This is a genomic window from Nocardioides sp. WJ219, assembly GCF_058559815.1.
This window is the reverse complement of the sequence record NZ_JBZUJV010000006.1, coordinates 197,956-215,026: the sequence shown is the minus strand read 5'-3', so window position 1 is coordinate 215,026 and position 17,071 is coordinate 197,956. Positions and strand designations below refer to the sequence as shown.

General features: G+C 73.6%; 16 protein-coding genes. 5 read left to right on the top strand and 11 right to left on the bottom strand.

The window, feature by feature from the left end; genetic code table 11:
- The first annotated feature begins 63 nt into the window (after positions 1-63).
- Together AC4MBH_RS15875 and AC4MBH_RS15870 are read left to right on the top strand one after the other, a co-directional pair.
- Positions 64-540 carry a GNAT family N-acetyltransferase gene (locus AC4MBH_RS15875; RefSeq protein WP_491795878.1) on the top strand — a complete coding sequence of 159 codons (477 nt, stop codon included), beginning with the start codon at positions 64-66 and terminating at the stop codon, positions 538-540.
- A 51-nt stretch (positions 541-591) separates the two neighbouring features.
- Entirely contained in the window at positions 592-1,893 is a 1,302-nt protein-coding gene (locus AC4MBH_RS15870; RefSeq protein ID WP_491795877.1) for an esterase-like activity of phytase family protein, read from the top strand.
- A 68-nt stretch (positions 1,894-1,961) separates the two neighbouring features.
- Here the strand turns inward: AC4MBH_RS15870 and AC4MBH_RS15865 are convergent, their stop codons facing one another.
- Positions 1,962-2,399 carry a peptidase associated/transthyretin-like domain-containing protein gene (locus tag AC4MBH_RS15865; RefSeq protein ID WP_491795876.1) on the bottom strand — a complete coding sequence of 146 codons (438 nt, stop codon included), beginning with the start codon at positions 2,397-2,399 and terminating at the stop codon, positions 1,962-1,964.
- Positions 2,400-2,502: 103 nt separating this feature from the next.
- On the bottom strand, positions 2,503-2,946 hold the full coding sequence (locus AC4MBH_RS15860) for an SRPBCC family protein (protein WP_491795875.1): 444 nt from the start codon (positions 2,944-2,946) through the stop codon (positions 2,503-2,505).
- An 88-nt stretch (positions 2,947-3,034) separates the two neighbouring features.
- Here AC4MBH_RS15860 and AC4MBH_RS15855 point away from each other — a divergent pair, with 88 nt between their 5' ends.
- The gene (locus tag AC4MBH_RS15855; RefSeq protein WP_491795874.1) at positions 3,035-3,532 is read left to right on the top strand and encodes a winged helix-turn-helix transcriptional regulator; all 498 of its coding nucleotides are present in this window, start codon (positions 3,035-3,037) and stop codon (positions 3,530-3,532) included.
- On the opposite strand, the gene AC4MBH_RS15850 is transcribed toward AC4MBH_RS15855, so the two are convergent.
- The 5 genes from AC4MBH_RS15850 to AC4MBH_RS15830 are packed head-to-tail and all read right to left on the bottom strand — an operon-like array spanning position 3,529 to position 6,843.
- Entirely contained in the window at positions 3,529-4,278 is a 750-nt protein-coding gene (locus tag AC4MBH_RS15850; protein WP_491795873.1) for a DinB family protein, read from the bottom strand. The genes AC4MBH_RS15855 and AC4MBH_RS15850 overlap by 4 nt on opposite strands.
- Before the next feature lie 53 nt (positions 4,279-4,331).
- Positions 4,332-4,652 carry an AzlD domain-containing protein gene (locus AC4MBH_RS15845; RefSeq protein ID WP_491795872.1) on the bottom strand — a complete coding sequence of 107 codons (321 nt, stop codon included), beginning with the start codon at positions 4,650-4,652 and terminating at the stop codon, positions 4,332-4,334.
- Entirely contained in the window at positions 4,649-5,329 is a 681-nt protein-coding gene (locus tag AC4MBH_RS15840) for an AzlC family ABC transporter permease (RefSeq protein ID WP_491795871.1), read from the bottom strand. The genes AC4MBH_RS15845 and AC4MBH_RS15840 overlap by 4 nt, the downstream gene beginning before the upstream one ends.
- A gap of 24 nt (positions 5,330-5,353) precedes the next feature.
- A complete protein-coding gene (locus AC4MBH_RS15835; protein ID WP_491795870.1) occupies positions 5,354-6,037 on the bottom strand; it encodes a DedA family protein in 684 nt (227 codons plus the stop codon).
- Positions 6,034-6,843: a phosphatase PAP2 family protein gene (locus tag AC4MBH_RS15830; RefSeq protein WP_491795869.1), complete on the bottom strand. Its 810-nt coding sequence runs from the start codon at positions 6,841-6,843 to the stop codon at positions 6,034-6,036. Before AC4MBH_RS15830 ends, AC4MBH_RS15835 begins: the two co-directional genes overlap by 4 nt.
- A 245-nt stretch (positions 6,844-7,088) precedes the next feature.
- On the opposite strand from AC4MBH_RS15830, the gene AC4MBH_RS15825 reads away from it, so the two are divergent.
- Positions 7,089-7,685 (top strand): TetR/AcrR family transcriptional regulator, encoded by a 597-nt coding sequence (locus tag AC4MBH_RS15825; protein ID WP_491795868.1) that lies wholly within the window; start codon positions 7,089-7,091, stop codon positions 7,683-7,685.
- Positions 7,686-7,897: 212 nt separating this feature from the next.
- Positions 7,898-10,627, top strand: coding sequence for an AAA family ATPase (locus AC4MBH_RS15820; protein ID WP_491795867.1), 2,730 nt, complete (start codon positions 7,898-7,900; stop codon positions 10,625-10,627).
- Positions 10,628-10,631: 4 nt separating this feature from the next.
- Here AC4MBH_RS15820 and AC4MBH_RS15815 read toward each other — a convergent pair whose 3' ends face one another.
- The 4 genes from AC4MBH_RS15815 to AC4MBH_RS15800 form a co-directional block, all read right to left on the bottom strand.
- Positions 10,632-11,120: a hypothetical protein gene (locus AC4MBH_RS15815; RefSeq protein WP_491795866.1), complete on the bottom strand. Its 489-nt coding sequence runs from the start codon at positions 11,118-11,120 to the stop codon at positions 10,632-10,634.
- 103 nt (positions 11,121-11,223) lie between these two features.
- Entirely contained in the window at positions 11,224-11,940 is a 717-nt protein-coding gene (locus tag AC4MBH_RS15810) for a class F sortase (RefSeq protein ID WP_491795865.1), read from the bottom strand.
- Between the two features lies 1 nt (position 11,941).
- Entirely contained in the window at positions 11,942-15,694 is a 3,753-nt protein-coding gene (locus tag AC4MBH_RS15805; protein ID WP_491796154.1) for a DUF7927 domain-containing protein, read from the bottom strand.
- A gap of 452 nt (positions 15,695-16,146) precedes the next feature.
- Positions 16,147-16,998: a helix-turn-helix domain-containing protein gene (locus tag AC4MBH_RS15800; protein WP_491795864.1), complete on the bottom strand. Its 852-nt coding sequence runs from the start codon at positions 16,996-16,998 to the stop codon at positions 16,147-16,149.
- Positions 16,999-17,071: the final 73 nt, after the last annotated feature.

Sequence of the window (17,071 nt, the reverse complement as noted above, 5' to 3'; positions counted from 1 at the left end):
TGTCCACCCAGTTTCGTACAGTCTGTACGAATGTGAGTCTGCCCACTGCGGCAGGCTGGCGGCGTGCCCGCCACCCGTCCCGCCGTCGCCGCCGACCTGCCCGCCGTGGCGGAGGTGTGGCACCAGGCCTGGCACGACGCCCACACCGGGCACGTGCCGCAGGCCCTGCTCGACGCCCGCGGCCCGGCGTACGTCGCGACCTGGGCGGCCGGCCTGCTCGAGCGCACCACCGTGGCCGAGGCCGACGGCGAGGTCGCAGGCGTCGTCGTGGTCCGCGACGACGAGGTCCACCAGCTGATGGTCGCCAGGGCCGCGCGCGGCACCGGTGTCGCGGCCGTGCTGCTGGCCGCCGCCGAGGGGCGGATCTCCGCGGCGGGCCACGCGTCGGCCTGGCTCGCGGTGGTGCCGGGCAACACGCGCGCCCGCCGGTTCTACGAGCGCCACGGCTGGGTCGAGGCCGGCCCCGAGACGTACGCCGCCATCACGCCCGGCGGGACCGTGCCGGTGGAGGTGCACCGCTACACCCGCGAGTTCGGCTGAGCGTCGCCCGCACGTCGCCCGGGCGTCCCTGGTTCCTGGTGGGCTGGGGCCATGCGCCGTCTCGGAACCACCCTCACCACCGTCACCGCCACCGTCACCACCGCCCTGACCGGGGCAGCCGTGCTCGCCGCCCTCGGCTCCCCCGCCGTCGCCGGCCGGCCCGCGGCGCCCGACCCCACCGAGGCCCGCCTCGCCGGCTGGGCGGTGCTCCCCGCCGACACCTTCGTGCCCGGCAGCGCCCCCTCGGGCGCCTTCACCGGCAACCCCGCCGCGCCGTTCCCCGGCCAGCCCGTGCAGGGCCTGTCGGGCATCCAGCGCCTCGACGGCGGCAGCTACCTCGCGATGAGCGACAACGGCTTCGGCGCCAAGGCCAACAGCCAGGACTTCCTGCTCCGCGTGCACAAGATCGCGCCCCGCCCGCGGCGCGGCACGATCGAGGTGCGCGGCGGCTTCTACCTCTCCGACCCGTTCGGCCGGGTGCCGTTCACGACCTGGCGCGACGGCGGCTGCCAGGCGGCGGCGTCGGCCGGCACCCTCCCGACCGGCTACACCTGCCCCCCGCGCGACCGGCTGCTGACCGGCTGGGACTTCGACCCCGAGTCGATGCAGGTGCTCGACGACGGCACGATCTGGTTCGGCGAGGAGTTCGGCCCCTACCTGCTGCACACCGACGCCCGCGGCCGGCTGCTCGAGGCGCCGGTCCCGACACCCGGCGTGAAGTCGCCGTCCAACCCGACCCTGCTGCCGGGCGAGCAGCCCAACCTCGGCGGGTCCAAGGGCTACGAGGGCCTCGCCCTGGCCGCCGACGGCCGCCGCCTGCACGCGATGCTCGAGGGGCCGGTGGCCGGCGACCCCACCACCGACCTGCGCATCTACGACGTCCGCCTCGCCCACGGCAAGCGCCCGACCCGCTTCACCGGCAGCTACGACCGCTACCGACTCGAGTCGCCGGCCCACGCCATCGGCGACCACGTCGCGGTCAACCGGCACCAGTTCCTGACCATCGAGCGCGACAACCTCTCCGGCGCCGCGGCCCGTTTCAAGCGCGTCTACCTCGTCGACACCCGCGACCGGGACCGCGACGGCTACCTCGACAAGACCCTGCTCGTCGACCTGATGGACCTCGCCGACCCGCGCGGGCTCGGCGGCGCCGGCACCGTCGACGGCCGGTTCACCTTCCCCTACGTCACCATCGAGGACGTCGACCTCGTCGACGCCGACACCATCGCGATCGTCAACGACAACAACTACCCCGGTGGCGGCGGCCGCGGCCCCCAGCCCGACGTCACCGAGTACCTCGAGATCGACCTCGGCTCCCGGCTCGACGTCGACCGCCGGCTGCTCGTCGGCTGACCCCGGCCCGGGGTACTCCGACTCCTGGTCGACCTCCAGGACGTCGCGGAGGTCGACCAGGAGTCGGACTATCCCCCGGGGGCGGCCTTGATCCGGATCCTGCCGACGGGCGTGCTGAAGGTGCAGGCCTCGCCGAACGTCGGGTGGAGGGTGCGGTCGCAGCCCAGCCAGCCGTTCTGCAGGCCCACCCGCCGTCCGCGGACGTAGATGCCGAACTCGTTGTCGTCGGCCTCGGCCCCGCGGATGACGAAGCGGCCCCGGGCATCGGTGAGGTCGGAGCCGACGAAGTCGGTCTCGCCGGCGTCGTACGCCGAGACGCTCACGCCGCGCACGGGCCGGTCGTTGGAGAAGCGGACGACCCGGCCGGTGACCGTGTAGACGTCGGGCCGCGCGGAGAGCCGCGGCTCCCCGGGAGCGGCGGCGTCCGCGGTGCCGGTCGCGGTGGTGGCCGCCAGCGCTGGGACGACCACCGCCAGGGCGGCGAGGGTGGTGCGGGCTCGGGTCACGGGGCCTCCTGGGTCGGGATCCCCGCACCCTAGGTCGGGCACGACGGCGCCGGAATGGCCCGGTCGGGCCATGCCCGGCCCCCCACCGCCCGCGACGAGCGGGTCAGTTCCAGTCGTCGATCTTGACGTCGTCGGGGCTCGGCCGCCCGGTGCCGGTCTCGAGCAGGGCCTTGAGGCTGAGCAGGAAGGTGGCCCACTTCGTGCTGCAGTGAGCCATGCTGTCGGTCTGCTCGGCCCAGCCGCCGTGGGTGAGGAACACCAGGGTGTGGCCCTCGACGGCGCGCAGGTCGAAGTCGAGCGTGGTGCCCTTCCAGTCGTCCGGTCCGACCAGCACCTCCCACCGCACCCGGTCGTTCTCGAGCGCGACCACCTCCATCTCGAACCCGCCCGGGCGGCTACCGAAGAAGACGGTGCCGCCGAGCCGGCCCGGCTCGCCGGCGGTCTCGCTGATCCACCAGCCGCCGAGCCCCTCGACCGTCGTGAGTGCGCCGCGCACGTCGGCGACCGTGACGCCCTCGATGCCGATCTTGTGCCTGATGTCGACCATGTCCGTTTCCTCCTGGGGTAGTTGCGTGATGCAACTCACCCTAGGGCGAGGTGCTTGCATCATGCAAGTGTCCACGTAGGATGAGTCCGTGCTCGGCCGGACCTACGACTCCCAGGTGTGCTCCGCAGCGCGGGCGCTCGAGATCGTCGGCGAGCGCTGGAGCCTGCTGATCGTGCGCGACGCGCTGTTCGCCGGGTCGACCCGCTTCAGCGACTTCCGCCGCCTCGGCATCGCCACGAACGTGTTGACCACCCGCTTGGAGGGGTTCGTCGAGTCCGGGGTGATGCGTCGGCACGGCGACGCCTACGAGCTCACCGACAAGGGCCGCGACCTCGCCGGTGTCGTCGTCGCGCTCACGGCGTGGGGCGACCGATGGGCAGCACCCGAGGGACCGCCGGTGCGCTACACCCACACCGGCTGTGGAGGCCGGGTCGAGACCCCGCTGACCTGCACCACGTGCGGGCCGGTCGCCGACGCCGGCGAGGTGCACGTCCGCCCCGGGCCCGGCATGCCGCCCGAGCTCGCCGCCCGGGTCCGCGCCCGCCAGCCCGACGACGGGTCGACGGGCAGCACGACCCGCGGCTAGGTACGGGTCGCCAGCACGTCGAGGTCGCGCTCGGCGTAGAGCCGGTGCTGGAACTCCTCGTTGAGCGTGATCCGCAGGCAGGTCGCCACCGTGACGGGCTCGGGCGGCGGCCAGCCGGCCTCGGGGGCCGGGGTGACGGTGCTGGCGAGCTGCTCGTCCGTGAGCGCCGCGACGACCCGACCGACCAGCTCCTGACGATCGCGACGCAGCGCGAGGGCCTCGTCGAGCGTCGGCCGGGCGTCGCGGTCGCGCGGCAGCCCGGGCATCGTGGCCTCGTCCCACGGGAGCTCGAGCGGGTGCCACGGCGACAGGTCGCCGACGACCGCGCGACCGACCCACGAGCTCGAGGCGAAGGCCAGGTGGCGCAGGGTCTCGACGAACGACCACTCCCCCGCCACCGAGGCGTGCACCAGCCCGGGCTCGCGCGCCTCGAGCGCCCGGGCCCGCTCGACGGTGCCCTCCCACAGCCGGCTCACCAGCGCCCACGCGTGCCGGAACCCGTCGGCGTCGGTGGGCCGCATCTCCGCCCGCCCGGGGTGGCGCGCGTCGAGCTCGCTCTCGACGTACGGCGCGACGTCGACGCCGTTGACGACGAGCCGCAGCACGTCGCCGGTGATGGTCACGTCGACCAGGTCGACGCCGGTCATGGTGACCCGGCTCAGGTCGGCGGCGCGGAACGTGGCGCCGGTGAGCAGGACCCGCTCGAACACCGCACCGCTGAGGTCCTGGTCGCGGAACTCCGTCATGGCCGGCACGCTAGACCGCATCGCGGACGGACGCCGTCCGCGAGCTCCGATCCTCAGAAGAGCGCGCGCAGGCCGGCCGTGACGACCACCGCGACCAGCACGCTGACGACCAGCGGCACCCGGAGCAGCAGCAGCACCGCGGCCGCGGCCACGCCGGCGGTGTCGGCGCCGACCCCGAGGCGCCGGCCGTCGGCGAGCACCGACGTCGCGATCAGGGCCGCGAGCAGCGCCGGCGCCATCGCGGCGATCACGCCGGCCGACCAGCGGGGCAGGTCGCGCCCACCCACCAGCGCCGGCCCCAGCGCCTTGATCGCCGTCGCCATCACGACGAGCGCCCCGATGAGCAACCAGACCTCGCCCTCCGACAGCGTCACCGGTCCTCCTCCACGGCACCCAGCCCGACGAGCGCCGCGGCCGCGGCCGCCATCACCGGCACGCCGGCCGGCGCGAACGGCACCAGCGCGAGCGCGATGACCACGCCCAGGGCCGCCACCACCCGGGCCCGCGGGCGGGCGAGCTCGGCGATCAGGATGCCGACGAAGAACGTCGGGAACAGCGCGTCCAGGCCGAACCGCTCGACGTCGCCGACCAGGTCGCCGGCCAGGGCACCCACGACCGTGCCGGCCACCCAGGCGACGTACTGCGGCACGGTGGTGCCGAGCATCAGCCCCCGGTCGAAGGTGCCGTCACCCCGGCTGGCCAGCGCCCACGAGGAGTCCACGACCGCCTGGCCCTCGACCGCGCGGCGCAGCGGCCCGCCCGGGAGGGAGGGAGCGATGGCGATCCCCATCGCCAGGAAGCGCGAGTGCATCAGCGTGGCGGCCCCGAGCGCGGGCGCGATGCCGCCGCCCCCGGCGACGATCGACAACGACGCGAACTGCGCCGACCCGCCGAACACCAGCGCCGAGGTCACGATCGCCTGCAGCAGGGTGAACCCCGCCTGCACCGCCAGCACGCCGAAGGACACCGACAGCAAGAAGCTGACCGCGCCGTACGGCGTGCCGAGCCGCAGGCCCCGCCGGAACGACGTACGGGTGTCGGCGTCGTCCACGTCGAGAGCCTAGGGGCGGTGCGATCAGGGGCAGGGCACCGGCTCGGGGGCCGACCTCTCGGGGACCAGCGCCGCCCCCACCAGGGAAGCCGGGGCCGCCACCCCGTGCCGGTCCACGGGCATGCGGGCGCCCCGGCGGCGACGGCGTACGGCGGCGAGCACCGCGGTCGCGGCGATCACCGCGGCCAGGGCGAGGAGCGCCCGGGTGCCGAGCAGCCGCGCGGCGAGCGACCCAGCCAGGACCCAGAGCAGGGCCCACAGCGACGAGCCGACGACCGAGGCCAGGGCGAACGTGCGGTAGCGGACGCGGACGGCGCCGGCAGCGGCCGGCATGATCGTGCGCACCACCGGCAACAGCCTGCTCACCACGAGCGCGACCGGACCGTGCCGCGCCAGCAGGTCGGCCGCCCGGTCCCAGTGGTGGGTGCCGATGCGGCGGACCAGCCACGACTGCGGCAGCCGGTGCCCGAACCGTCGCCCGAGGGCGTAGTTGACGTGGTCGCCCGTCACGGCGCCCAGGGTGGCGCCGACGACCAGCACCAGGTCGTGGGACCCGGTGATGGCGAGGGTGCTCAGCGCCGCCTCGCCCGGCAGCACGAGGCCCAGACCGAACATCGCCTCCGCGAACGACAGGACGCCGCCCACCACGGGGTTCCACCAGCCGAGGCCGTCGAGCGCCGCGGTGGCCGCGGCCGGGTCGAGGTTCACGACGCGGACCTGTCGGTCTCCGCGAGCAGGGGGGCGCCGGTGGTCGGCGCCTGGCGCACGGGCAGGGTCCGTGGGGCCGGCACCGGCTGGTGCCGCAGGGCGAACGGGTTGCGGACCCGGCCGGGAGCAGGCAGGAGCAGCAGGGCCACCCCCAGCAGCGCGACCGCGACCGCGGTGTCGACGTACCAGTGGTTGGCGGTCACGGTCACCACGGCGAAGGTGACCACGGCGTGCAGCGCCGCGAGCCACCGCAGGAGGGGCGGGCCGGTGCGCCACACGACGACGGCGATCAGGACCGCCCACCCGACGTGCAGGCTCGGCATCGCGGCGTACTGGTTGGCCATCGCGCCGCTGGCGCCGTCGTAGGCCGACGGCCCGTAGACCGTCATCGTGTCGAGGAACCCGTACTCCCCGAACATTCGGGGCGGCGCCAGCGGGTAGGCCATGTGGATGACCACCGCGGCGACGGTCTGGACCAGCAGCAGGTTGCGGGCCCACAGGTACTCCGCCCGCGGCCGGGCGACGAACCCGAGCACCAGGAACGCGACGGTGACCGGGAAGTGGGCGCCGACGTAGTAGACGTTGGCCGCCTCGAACAGGTGCTGGGAGCCGACCGCCGCCTGCACCGCGGCCTCCGACGGCACCTGGAGGACCCGCTCGAGGCCGTGCACGTCGCGCGCGTGCTCGTGGGCGACGTCGACCGCGTCGGCGGTGACGGTGCGCCCGGTCCGGTAGACGAGGTAGACCAGGGCGATCAGGCCCAGCTCGCGCAGGGCTGCGGTCCACGGGGAGCGCGTGCTGACCATCGTCGGTGTCCCTCCTCTCGAGCCGTCGGTCTGGTCGCGTGTGCCCGACGCCAGGCGCCATCGAGGGGCGCCGGGCACACGCGCGTCCGGGGTCCCGCCCGGGGCGGGAATGCCGCGTCGCGGCTGCGGTGTTGCGCAGGTGCTCGACCGGCGATCGTGGGCCCGGTCGAACAGAAGCGGAAACTCTTTCCGGAACCATACTGAAAGCCTTTCCGCTTTTGCAAGGGTTCGGGCATACTGATCTCGTGCCAGGGATCGAGGAGCGCTGCGCGGAGCAGCGGACGCGACGTCGCGTCGACGCCGAGCGCAACCTGCACGCCCTGCTGGAGTCGGCCAAGGTGGTCTTCGCGACCACGGGGGTCGACGCCCCGGCGAAGGAGATCACCGACGGCGCCGGCCTCGGCGTGGGCACGCTCTACCGCCACTTCCCGCGCCGGTCCGACCTCATCGTGGCCGTCCTCGAGCACGAGATCGACGCGTGCGCAGAGGCGGCCGGCGGCGCCCCCGTCGACTGCGGGCCCCACGAGGCGCTGCGGCACTGGGTCGGCCGCTACGTCGAGCTCGTCGCCACCAAGTGCGGTCTCGCCGGGGCGCTCCAGTCGGGCGACCCGGCGTTCGTGGGGCTCAAGGACTACTTCTCCGACAAGCTCGAGCCGGCCGTCGCCGAGCTCCTCGACGCCGCGCGCGAGGCCGGCGAGCTCCGGTGCGAGATCGACACCCGCGAGCTGCTGTACGCGATCGCCCTGCTCTGCCACGACCTCCCGGACGAGCGCTTCGACGTCGACTACAACCGGCGGATGGCGATGGTCTTCATCGACGGCCTGCGCCAGCCCACGGGCTGATCGTGGGAGGCGTGGGTCGCGTGGCCCGGCGGGTGGTCCGCGGATGGTCCGGTCCTTGGTCCGCGCGGCTCCATGACATTCCGCCGACCCACCCGGAGAATGTGGGCTCGGGCAAGAGGTGTTTCCGGGGCGCGGCTCCGGGGGACCACTTGTCCGAGTGACGCTGGCGTGGCGCTGGGGGGCGCTGCCGGAGGAGAGGAGTGGTACCCCCTGTGAGCGACGTGTATGGGGACACGTGGCCGGAGGACGAAGCCGCACTGCGGCACGTGCACCACGGTGACGGCGACGACGTCGACGACCCACCGGACCGGCCGGACCTGCTCTCCTTCCCGCGGGTGTCCGGACGACTCGTGCCCCGGGTGCGCCAGCTGCGGCGGCTCGACCGGCTCGCGCCGCTGACGATCGTCGAGGCGCTGCCCGGGTTCGGCAAGACCACGCTGGTCGCCGAGTGGGCTCGGACCCAGCGGGCGGCCGGGAGCCACGTGGTGTGGGTCAAGGCGGGCGCCGAGGCCGACGACCCCGCGGCCCTGATGGTGCTCGTGCACCGGGGACTCGTGCGCGACGGCGCCGTGCGGCCGGCGACCGGTCGGTCCTCCGCCGGCCGACCGGGGTGGGTCGAGGAGGTGGCGCGCGGCGAGCGGCCGGTCCTCGTCGTGGTCGACGACGCCCACCGCCTGCAGCACCCGAGGGCCCTCGATGCGCTCCTGCGGCTCCTCGACGACGTGGGCCACCTGCACCTGGTGCTGGCGACCGAGCCCGACCACCAGCTCGAGGAGGCCGCCGCCCGGCACTCCGTCGAGACCAACGTGCTGCGCGGGAGCGACGTGGCCGTCGCCCCCGACGAGGTCGCCGCCCTCGCCGAGGCGTGGGGTCACCCCCTCACCGCCGAGGCCGGACGCCGGCTGCACTCACTGGTCGGTGGCTGGCTGCTCCCGCTGCGCCTGGTGCTGGACGCGACGCCGTCCTGGTCGGAGGGTCTCGTCACCCGCACCGCCCAGCAGTTCCTGCTCAGCCGGGTGCTGCCCGACCTCGTCGACACCGCCGAGCTCGCGATGGCGATGCGGTTCGCCGTCCCCGACCGCCTCGACGCCGAGATGGCGGCGGTGCTGATGGACGACGGCGCCCCCACCTCGGCCGCGCTCGAGGGCCTGGCCCTCCTCGAGCGGGAGGGACTCCTGTGGCAGTCCTCGCGGCGCGACGGCCGGTCCGAGTGGCGCTTCCCCGAGCTCGTCCGCCACACCCTGCTCGACGCGTTCCGGGGCACCGACCCCGACAGCGCCCGCGCCACCCACCGCGCCGTCGCGCTGGCCCTCACCGCCGAGCGCAGCGTCGCCGGCTCCACCCAGCTGCTGCGGCACGTGCGGGCCGCCGCCGACTGGACCATGCTCGCCGAGCTCTGGGTCGAGCGGGGCTGGTCGCTCGCCGGCGCCGACCCGGAGGCGTTCGAGGCGGCCTACGCCGCGGTTCCCCCGGCCGTCCTGGAGACCCATCCCGAGCTGGGCATGGCCACGGCCTTGAGCGAGGCGCTCGGCGCCACGCGCGACCTGGGGTGGACGGCCCGCACCGAGGCGCTGCTGCAGCACTACACCCAGGCCGGCACCGACGCCGTACGCCGGCGGCACGAGGTCACCAGCCCCACGCTGCTCGCCGAGATGCTCACGGCAGGCATGGTCGCCCACCGCACCGAGGGGCGCCTGCCCGAGGCGCGCCAGCTCGGCGTCGACGTGAGCCGCGAGCTGGGCCGGGCGCGCCTGCTCGAGCCGGGTCGCCTGCACGGCTCGCAGGTGGCGTGGTTCCACCTGCAGAACGCGGTCACGCAGCTGCAGAGCGGGGAGCACGGCGAGGCCCTCGCCGCGGCCACCACCGCCCACCAGGTGGGCCCGCGCACCCTCCTCGGCGCCGGCGCGGCCGGGCTGCTCGCGGTGATGCACGCGATCAGCGGGCAGCACGCCGACGCCCGGGAGTGGTTGCGCCGGCACGGGTCCGCCGAGACGGCCGGGCACTGGGCCACCGGCCTCGCCGAGCTGCCGGCCCGCCTGGCGCGGGCCACCCTCGCCCTGGACAACCTCGACGCGGGCACCGCCGCGGCCGAGCTCGCCGACGTCCCGTTCGGGTCGGAGGCGAGCGGCCTCTGGCCCGTCATGATGGTGGTGCAGGTGCACCACGAGATGCTGTTCGGCGACCCGGCCGCGATGCTCTTCCGGCTCGACCACCTCGCCCGGGTGCGCGTCCGACACCTCACCAGCGCCCACGACCTGGCGACCCAGGTGTTCGAGCGCTGCAGTGCCGAGCTGCTGCTGGCCATGGGCGAGGTCAACCGCCTCGAGCCCCGCCTCGCCGGCGACGGCCCGCTGCCGCCCTGGCTGTCGGTGCCGGCCGCCCGGTTCCACCTGATGACCGGCGACCCGACGCGGGCCGGCCGGCTGGCGGTCGCCGGCACGTGGCGCGACGACGTCCACGCGCGCGACCGGCTCGAGATCCTGGTGATCGCCGCTGCCGCCTGGCACGCCCTGGGGGACAACGAGCGCGCCGAGGAGAGCTTCGTGCGTGCCCACGCGCTCAGCGCCGAGACGGCCAACCGCCAGGTGTGGCTCCGACTGCCCGGCGACGTGCGCGACGACCTCCTCCGCTCGACCGGCCTGGCGCTCGACCCCGACACCGACGCGGCGCTCGACGGTGCGCGCCCGGTCTACCCCGCCCGGGCCGACCTCGTGCGGCTCTCGCAGCGTGAGCTGGAGGTGCTCCGCCAGATCCAGCACCACGACACGGCCGCCGGCCTCGCCAAGAGCCTCAGCGTCTCGACCAACACCATCAAGAAGCAGATGGTCTCGGTCTACGGCAAGCTCGGGGTCCACGACCGCGGGGCGGCCCTGCTCCGCGCGCAGCGGCTCGGCCTGATCGACGAGGCCGACCTCGGTCGGGCCCCCCGGTCGGGCCCCTGAGCGATCACGCCTGCTTCTCGTCGGGCAGGGCGAGGAGGGCGCGGATGACGTCGGTGGTGTCGTAGACGCCGTCGGCGAGCGGCGGGAGCCGGTGCTGGGCGAGGGCGGCGAGCCGGTCTGGTGTCAGGTCGGTGAGCTGCTCGATGAGCTGGGCGGTCATCGTGGCGTCGGTGCTGCTCCGGGCGCGGGCGCTGACCGAGCTCGGGCTGGTGCCCAGGTGGTGGGCCAGCTGGTGGGTGGACACGCCGCTGCGCACGCAGGCACCCAGCAGGTCGCGCATCAGCCGGAAGGTGGGCCGACGGTGAGGTCCGGAGGCGGTCCGCTCCGCTTCCTGGACCCGGGTCAGGAGCGAGGTCAGGCTCGGGTGCCGGGCGAGGTCGACGGGCATGACGACGAGCTCGGTGGGCGGCTCGGTGGGCGGCTCGGTGGTCGGCGCCTCGGTCCGGGGGGCGACCGCGTCACCGCCGGGTGGGAGGGGCTCGAAGGCGAACATGGGCGGGGTCCTGGAGGTCGGGCCTGGTGCCGGCCGGGATGACGGGCGCCGCACGTGGGGGGAGGGCGGCGATGTCGAGGCGGCGCTGCCTCGCTGGGAGGGCCTACCGGGGGACGGGCTGGGCGAACCAGATGGTGCGGTGGCTCCAGTCGCCTGGCCCGCGGCGCCGGCCGGAGCAGACCAGGATCGCCAGCCGCGGCGCGCCGGAGTCGTCGTAGTAGTCGATCATCGCCCGGCTGGCGGTGGGCCGGACCTGGAGGCGCCGGACGACCTTGTAGCACTGGCGGGCGTCGCCGGAGCCGGTGACGGCGAGCCGGTCGCCGACGTGCAGGCGGGCGAGCAGCTGGTTGCCCAGGGCGGAGCCGTAGGCGCCGCTGTAGGGGTAGGTGTGGGCGTTGAGCCGGACGACGCCCTGGCGCCCACCGGGGCGGGTGCCGGAGTCGCGGTCCCAGGCGAACTGCCACTTGCCGCGGTCGGACAGGGGCGGGGTCCGCGGCACGCCGCGACCATCGCGTCCCAGGGCCAGGACCCGGCGGGTGCCGATGTCCGCGCCGGAGACCGAGCCGGGCCGGAACCCGCCGCCGGCTGGGGGGCAGCCGGCGACGGGCCCGGCTGACCGGCTGGCCCGCGCGGCCGGCTCACCGGCCTGGTCACCGGCCTGCGCGGACCGGTCGCCGCCGGCCGGGCCGGGCGCCGCGAGTGCGACGCCCGGCACGACCACCGTGGACAGGACCACGGCGAGGACGACGGGCAGGACGACGGGCAGGACCGGGGCGAGGACGGCCCGGAGTGGCAGTGTGGTCCGTCCTCGTCCGGTCATCTCAGAACAGTCCCTTGATCTGCTGCCGGAACCCGGTGTTGGGCAGCGGCGGCGGCGGGGTGACGGAGTCGCAGTTGTTCCGAGGGTTGCTGTCACCGGGCCGGCTCACGCAGGCGGTGTTGGTGGTGCCCAGGCGGGGGTTGCCCACCGTGGCGACCACGAGCACCGGCGGCGCGCTGCGACCCTTGCGCAGCTCCTTGTCGCGCACACAGGTCACCGTGTCGGCACCCAGGCGCACCCGGCAGTCCCAGCCCTTGCCCCGGGCCGAGGTCACCTCCAGCCCGCGGGGGAGCCGGTCGAGGACCGTGATCGGTCCGGGTGCGGTGTCCGGGCCCTTGCTGCTCACCACGAGCTGGTACTTCACGGTGGCGCCGGCCCGCTGGGAGCCGCTGACCAGGCGCTTGTCGAGTGCCAGGTCGAACTTCGCGCGCCGGTGGCTGGTCACACAGCCCACGGTCTGGCCGTCCTGGACCGCACACCCTGGGGAGGCCACCGGGTTGACCAGGGTGCCGTTGCCCTGCTTGGCACCCCGCACGGTCACCGAGTAGGTGATCTTGGCGACGCCGCCGACCGGGATGGTGCCGCTCCAGGTCATGATCCCGTTCCGGAACCGCGCGGTCCCGATCGAGGCCTTGACGTCGCCGTTGTAGCGGGCGTCGTCGAGGACCTTGGCCATGTCGTCGGTGAACTCGGCCTCGGCAGGGGCACTGCCCTGCTGGGTGACGGTGATCGTGTAGTTGATCTTCTCCCCCGGCGCCACCGGCGAGGTGGGCTTGGGGTCAGAGGACTTCACCGTCTTGTAGTTGGCCACCTCGAACCCGGCCGGGTCCGGCGGGATCGTCGGCGGCGGCGCGTCCGGCGGCGGGTCGGTGGTGGCCGAGGCGGTGTTCACCACGGTGCCGTTGGTCGCCGGGGTCAGGACGAAGGAGAACTCGTGGGACTCCGACTCACCGGCAGCCAGGGAGGCCACGGTGAAGTTGCCCAGGTCGGGCCGCTGGTCGTCGACGACCTGGAAGTTGTTCAGCGTGCCCTGACCGACGTTGGTCACCACGATCCGGTACTTGACGGTGTCGCCGTAGCGGAACGTCGGGTAGTCGGCCACGTCCTGCGCGTCGCGCCAGCGGCCCTGGCGGTCCTGGACGTACTTCTTGATGGTGGCGGCGTAGTAGAACGCCATCGTCATCGGCTCCGAGGTCCGCATCGCCAGCGCAGTGTGGCTGGTGCGGGCCTGGGCGCGGTTGACGTACAGGTCCTGCGGGGACGCACCGTCGGTGGCGATCCGGACCTTGAACTGCTGGGACGCGCCCGGGGCGAGCTGCGGGCCCACGACGCGCACCGCGGTGGCGTCGGGGGTGAACGTCGTCGACCACAGCGCCGACGGCGCGTTGGGCGCACCGTTGGCCGGGGCGGCCGGGTCATCGCTCAGCGTCGCCGGGTCGGCCGTCGTGTAGTACACCGTCGATCCGGCCACCGGCTCGACCGCGGCCAACGAGTAGTCACCGTCGAAGTCGGTGCCCCGCTGGTCGCCCTCCCACGGGAGGATGTCGATGGTGTCGGTGAAGGCCTGCGGCAGCGGGTCGAACGAACGCAGGGTCACCGACCACACGCCCTCACCATCACCCGAGCCGTCGATGTTCGGGATGAACGGGGTGTCGGCGGTCTTGGAGATCACCGTGTAGCCGTTGGTGGTCGTCGTCACCGTCTTGCTCGCCGGCGCGGAGTCCTCGCCGGCCAGGCTGGACACAGCCGTGTTGGTCAGCGCCGTGCCCGGGGCGATGGTGTTGTCGGCCACCGCCTCGTAGACCAGCGGGTGCTGGGTGTTGGTGGTGACGTCGTTCAGGGTCCAGGTCAGCACCTGCTGGCCCTGGGCGTTGGTGGTCACCACCGGCTCCGGGGACGCGGAGCCGGAGACGTACGTCATCCCCTGCGGGAGGGTGTCCACGATCCGGTATCCGTCGACCTCTGGCGGGATGGTGCCCGTCCCCGTGGCCGAGTAGGTCAGCGTGAACTGGGCCGGCACGCCCGGGGTCACCGTGTTCTGTGCCGAGTTCTTCCGGATGACGGGGTTGGCCAGCACCACCACGAGCACGTCGCGGTAGCCGTTGGTGAACGGGTACCGGTAGTCAGGCGTGGGCGTGATGCCCGGCTCGGGGTAGACCGCCGTCACCCAGGTGTTGTTGCGCTTGTACGAGCCGAAGGTCCAGACGTCCTGGCCCGTCGGCACGTCGGCCTCGATCCGCATCGGGACGCGCATCTGGAACAGGCGTGCGTCCTCAGCGGTGAACGCCGAGTGCGGGAAGGTGAGCCGCACGGCCGTGATTGCCGCGGGGTTCGCCGGCTGGGTGGCGGACCAGGTGCCGGTGCCGCAGTTGAACAGGCTGGGGTCGCCCGTGGCGCCGGTGTAGTACTCCACCACGCCGCCCGCAGGCGGACCGTCCAGCTGCCGGTACTGGTTGCCGTCGCTAGGTAGGACCCAGAAGTCGAGGGGGACGGTCGGGTCGAGGTCGACGTGCTGGGTGTCGAGGACCGAGCAGCTGCCGTAGGAGGCGGTGCCCGGCACGGCGTCATTGACCAAGGCGTTGTTGGTCTGGCTCCAGACCCGGGTGCCGGCGGCGACCCGGTAGGAGTCATCCCACGGCGACCCGCCGTTGCCGGTCAGCTGCCGGATCCAGGCGTGGCTGAACCCGCCGGGCAGCGTGTAGGGCTTGTTGGCGGTGTTGTTGCCGGGCAGGTCAGTCGAGGTCTGGCCGGTCGGCGCGGTGTAGGTCGGCGCGTTCGAGGTCAGGCGCACCGAACCCCCTTCATCCGTCAGCACGCGGATCCAGAGCTTGCCGGCCGCGACGTAGTCCCAGTTGGGCGGGAGCGGGTTGTTGAACGAGTCCCGGACCGGGGAGTTCACCAGCGAGTAGTCGATCCCGCTCAGCGTCAGCGTGAAGACACCCGGCTGGCCGGCGACCGGAGTCAGCGTGCATGAATCCACGAAGTTCGTGTGCGTCGGGGCGCTGGGCACCGTGGAGAACGGGTGCCCGTCCGCCTGGGCCATGTCGTTGTTCAGGCAGCCCCGCTGGCCATGGTTGGCCGGCACGCCGAGGTCGTCGGGGTGAGTGCCGATCTGGACCGGGCGACCGTTGGAGTCGACGAGGTTGAGTCGGTAGCTCACGGTCTGGGGGCCGGGGTCCGAGCCGTTGCCGAGCCGCAGCGACCAGTTGAAGTCGACGTCCACGTAGGTCGGGGTGCGCACGTCGTCCCAGGCCTCGTACGACGACGTGCCCGCGAACACCATGTCCATCTGGAACGGGTTGCGGATCAGCACGGGCGGCAGCTCGACGTTCTCGCCACTGGGGCTGGTGCCGTCGAGGACGATCTCCTCACCGGTATTGCCGCTGGCGATCACCGGGGTCTGCAGCACCAGCGCGGTGCCCATGTCGACCGTGCCGAAGTTGCAGGTCAGCTCCGTCTTCTCGGCGTTGAGGCTCGACGCCGGCGTCACGCCGGTGGTCTTGCACATGTCCGGGATGCCGTCGAAGAAGGCGTTGTCGACCGTGAAGGTCGCGGTGACGTTGTCCACCGGGTCGTTGGACGGGGCCGGTTGGTCGTCGTTGATGTTGATCCGCCACTCCGCCGTCACCGGGGTACCGCGGGTGATGGTCGCCGGCGCATCGATCCACCGGCCGTTGATCTCGTAGACGGGGGCCGCCGCGGCGGGCCCGGCGAGAGCGGTGATGCCGGCCAGGGCCAGCACGAACGCGAGCACGACGGTCAAGCCACGACGCAGCGGCGTGCTGCGCCGTGGGTGTCGGTCAGGGACGGGTGGAGGGAGCGAAGACATGGGGGGCTCTCCTGGAGGGGGGAAAGGAGCTCGGGTGACCCCGAGCGACTGAGCGCACAGACGGTGGGACGGGTGGGACCCGCTCAGTCAAGAGCCAGATGGGGTGTTCCTCAGCCCGGGGAGGCGAAGTCTGCAGAAAATGACGCTCCGTCCTGCACAAACGAGACGAGCAGCGGGAAACCTGCGTGCGCGACACGGGCCCGTCGCCGCCATCGGGCGCGCCACGTGCAGCAGCGACGGCACGTTCGTCGTCCGCGCCGGCCGGCTCGCGCCGTCGGTCTGCGGCGTCGGTGACTCTCCCGACCGCTCCCGAGCTGGGGACTGCCCCGCTCACCGAGGGGCGGCGGGGCGGGGGTGGTGCGGGAGCTCGGGTTCGGTTACTGGGGAACCGTGGCTGCGCGGCTGAGCGCCCGGGTGAGCTGTCGTGCCGAGGTGAACCCCGCGCGTGCGGCGATGTCTGCGCCGGGGATGACCTGGGTGGCGGAGAGCTGGTTGGCCTCGGTGATGCGGCGGCGTTCGATCTCCCGCCGGGGGGTGCTGCCGATGCTCTGGAACGTGTCGTGCAGTGTTCGGACGCTGACGGAGAGCTCCTTGGCGAGGCGCGAGACGGTGAACGCGGGGTCGTGGAAGTGGGCCTCGATCGCGGCCATGGCGGCCATGAACAGTCCGTCGCGGTGGGTGCCGTCGTGCCGCTGCTGTCCCGCTTCTTCCAGGACCGCGACGAGGAGGTTCTCGAAGGCGAGCGCGTGGTGGCGCAGCACCACCTCGCTCGAGGGAGTCGGGGCGGCGAGGAGGGCGTTGGTCATCGACGTCAGCGCTCGGACGGTCGTGCCGCCCGTTGCGATGGGTTCGCCGTACCCGAACCGGGACCGGCTGGGGCCCAGCATGGTCGGTTGGATGTGCCAGACGAAGCGGGCGGTGTCTCGCAGGGTGCGTGTCGTGGTGGGCGTCTCACCGTCGAGGAGGATCAGCGACCCGGGCTCGGTGATGACCGGGGAGCCGTCGACGTCGAACTCGAACCCGCCCTCCATCGTCAGCACCAGGTAGGTGCGAGACGGCGCCGTGGTGAGGCTGTAGCCGGCGGAACGGGACCAGGCGTGGCCCATGCCGAACCGCGGGTGCTGAGCGATCTCCGCGACGAGGGACGGGTCGACGCGCCCGCGTGGGTGCCACCCGAAGTCGTCGCACCGCTCGGCGGCGGCAGCTCCCATGGTCGAAGGAACCGTCATGTGTTCGATCATGGGTCACGCTCGCCGCGGCACCGGACAGTCCGCGGACCAAACCGGGGACCAAACCGCGGAC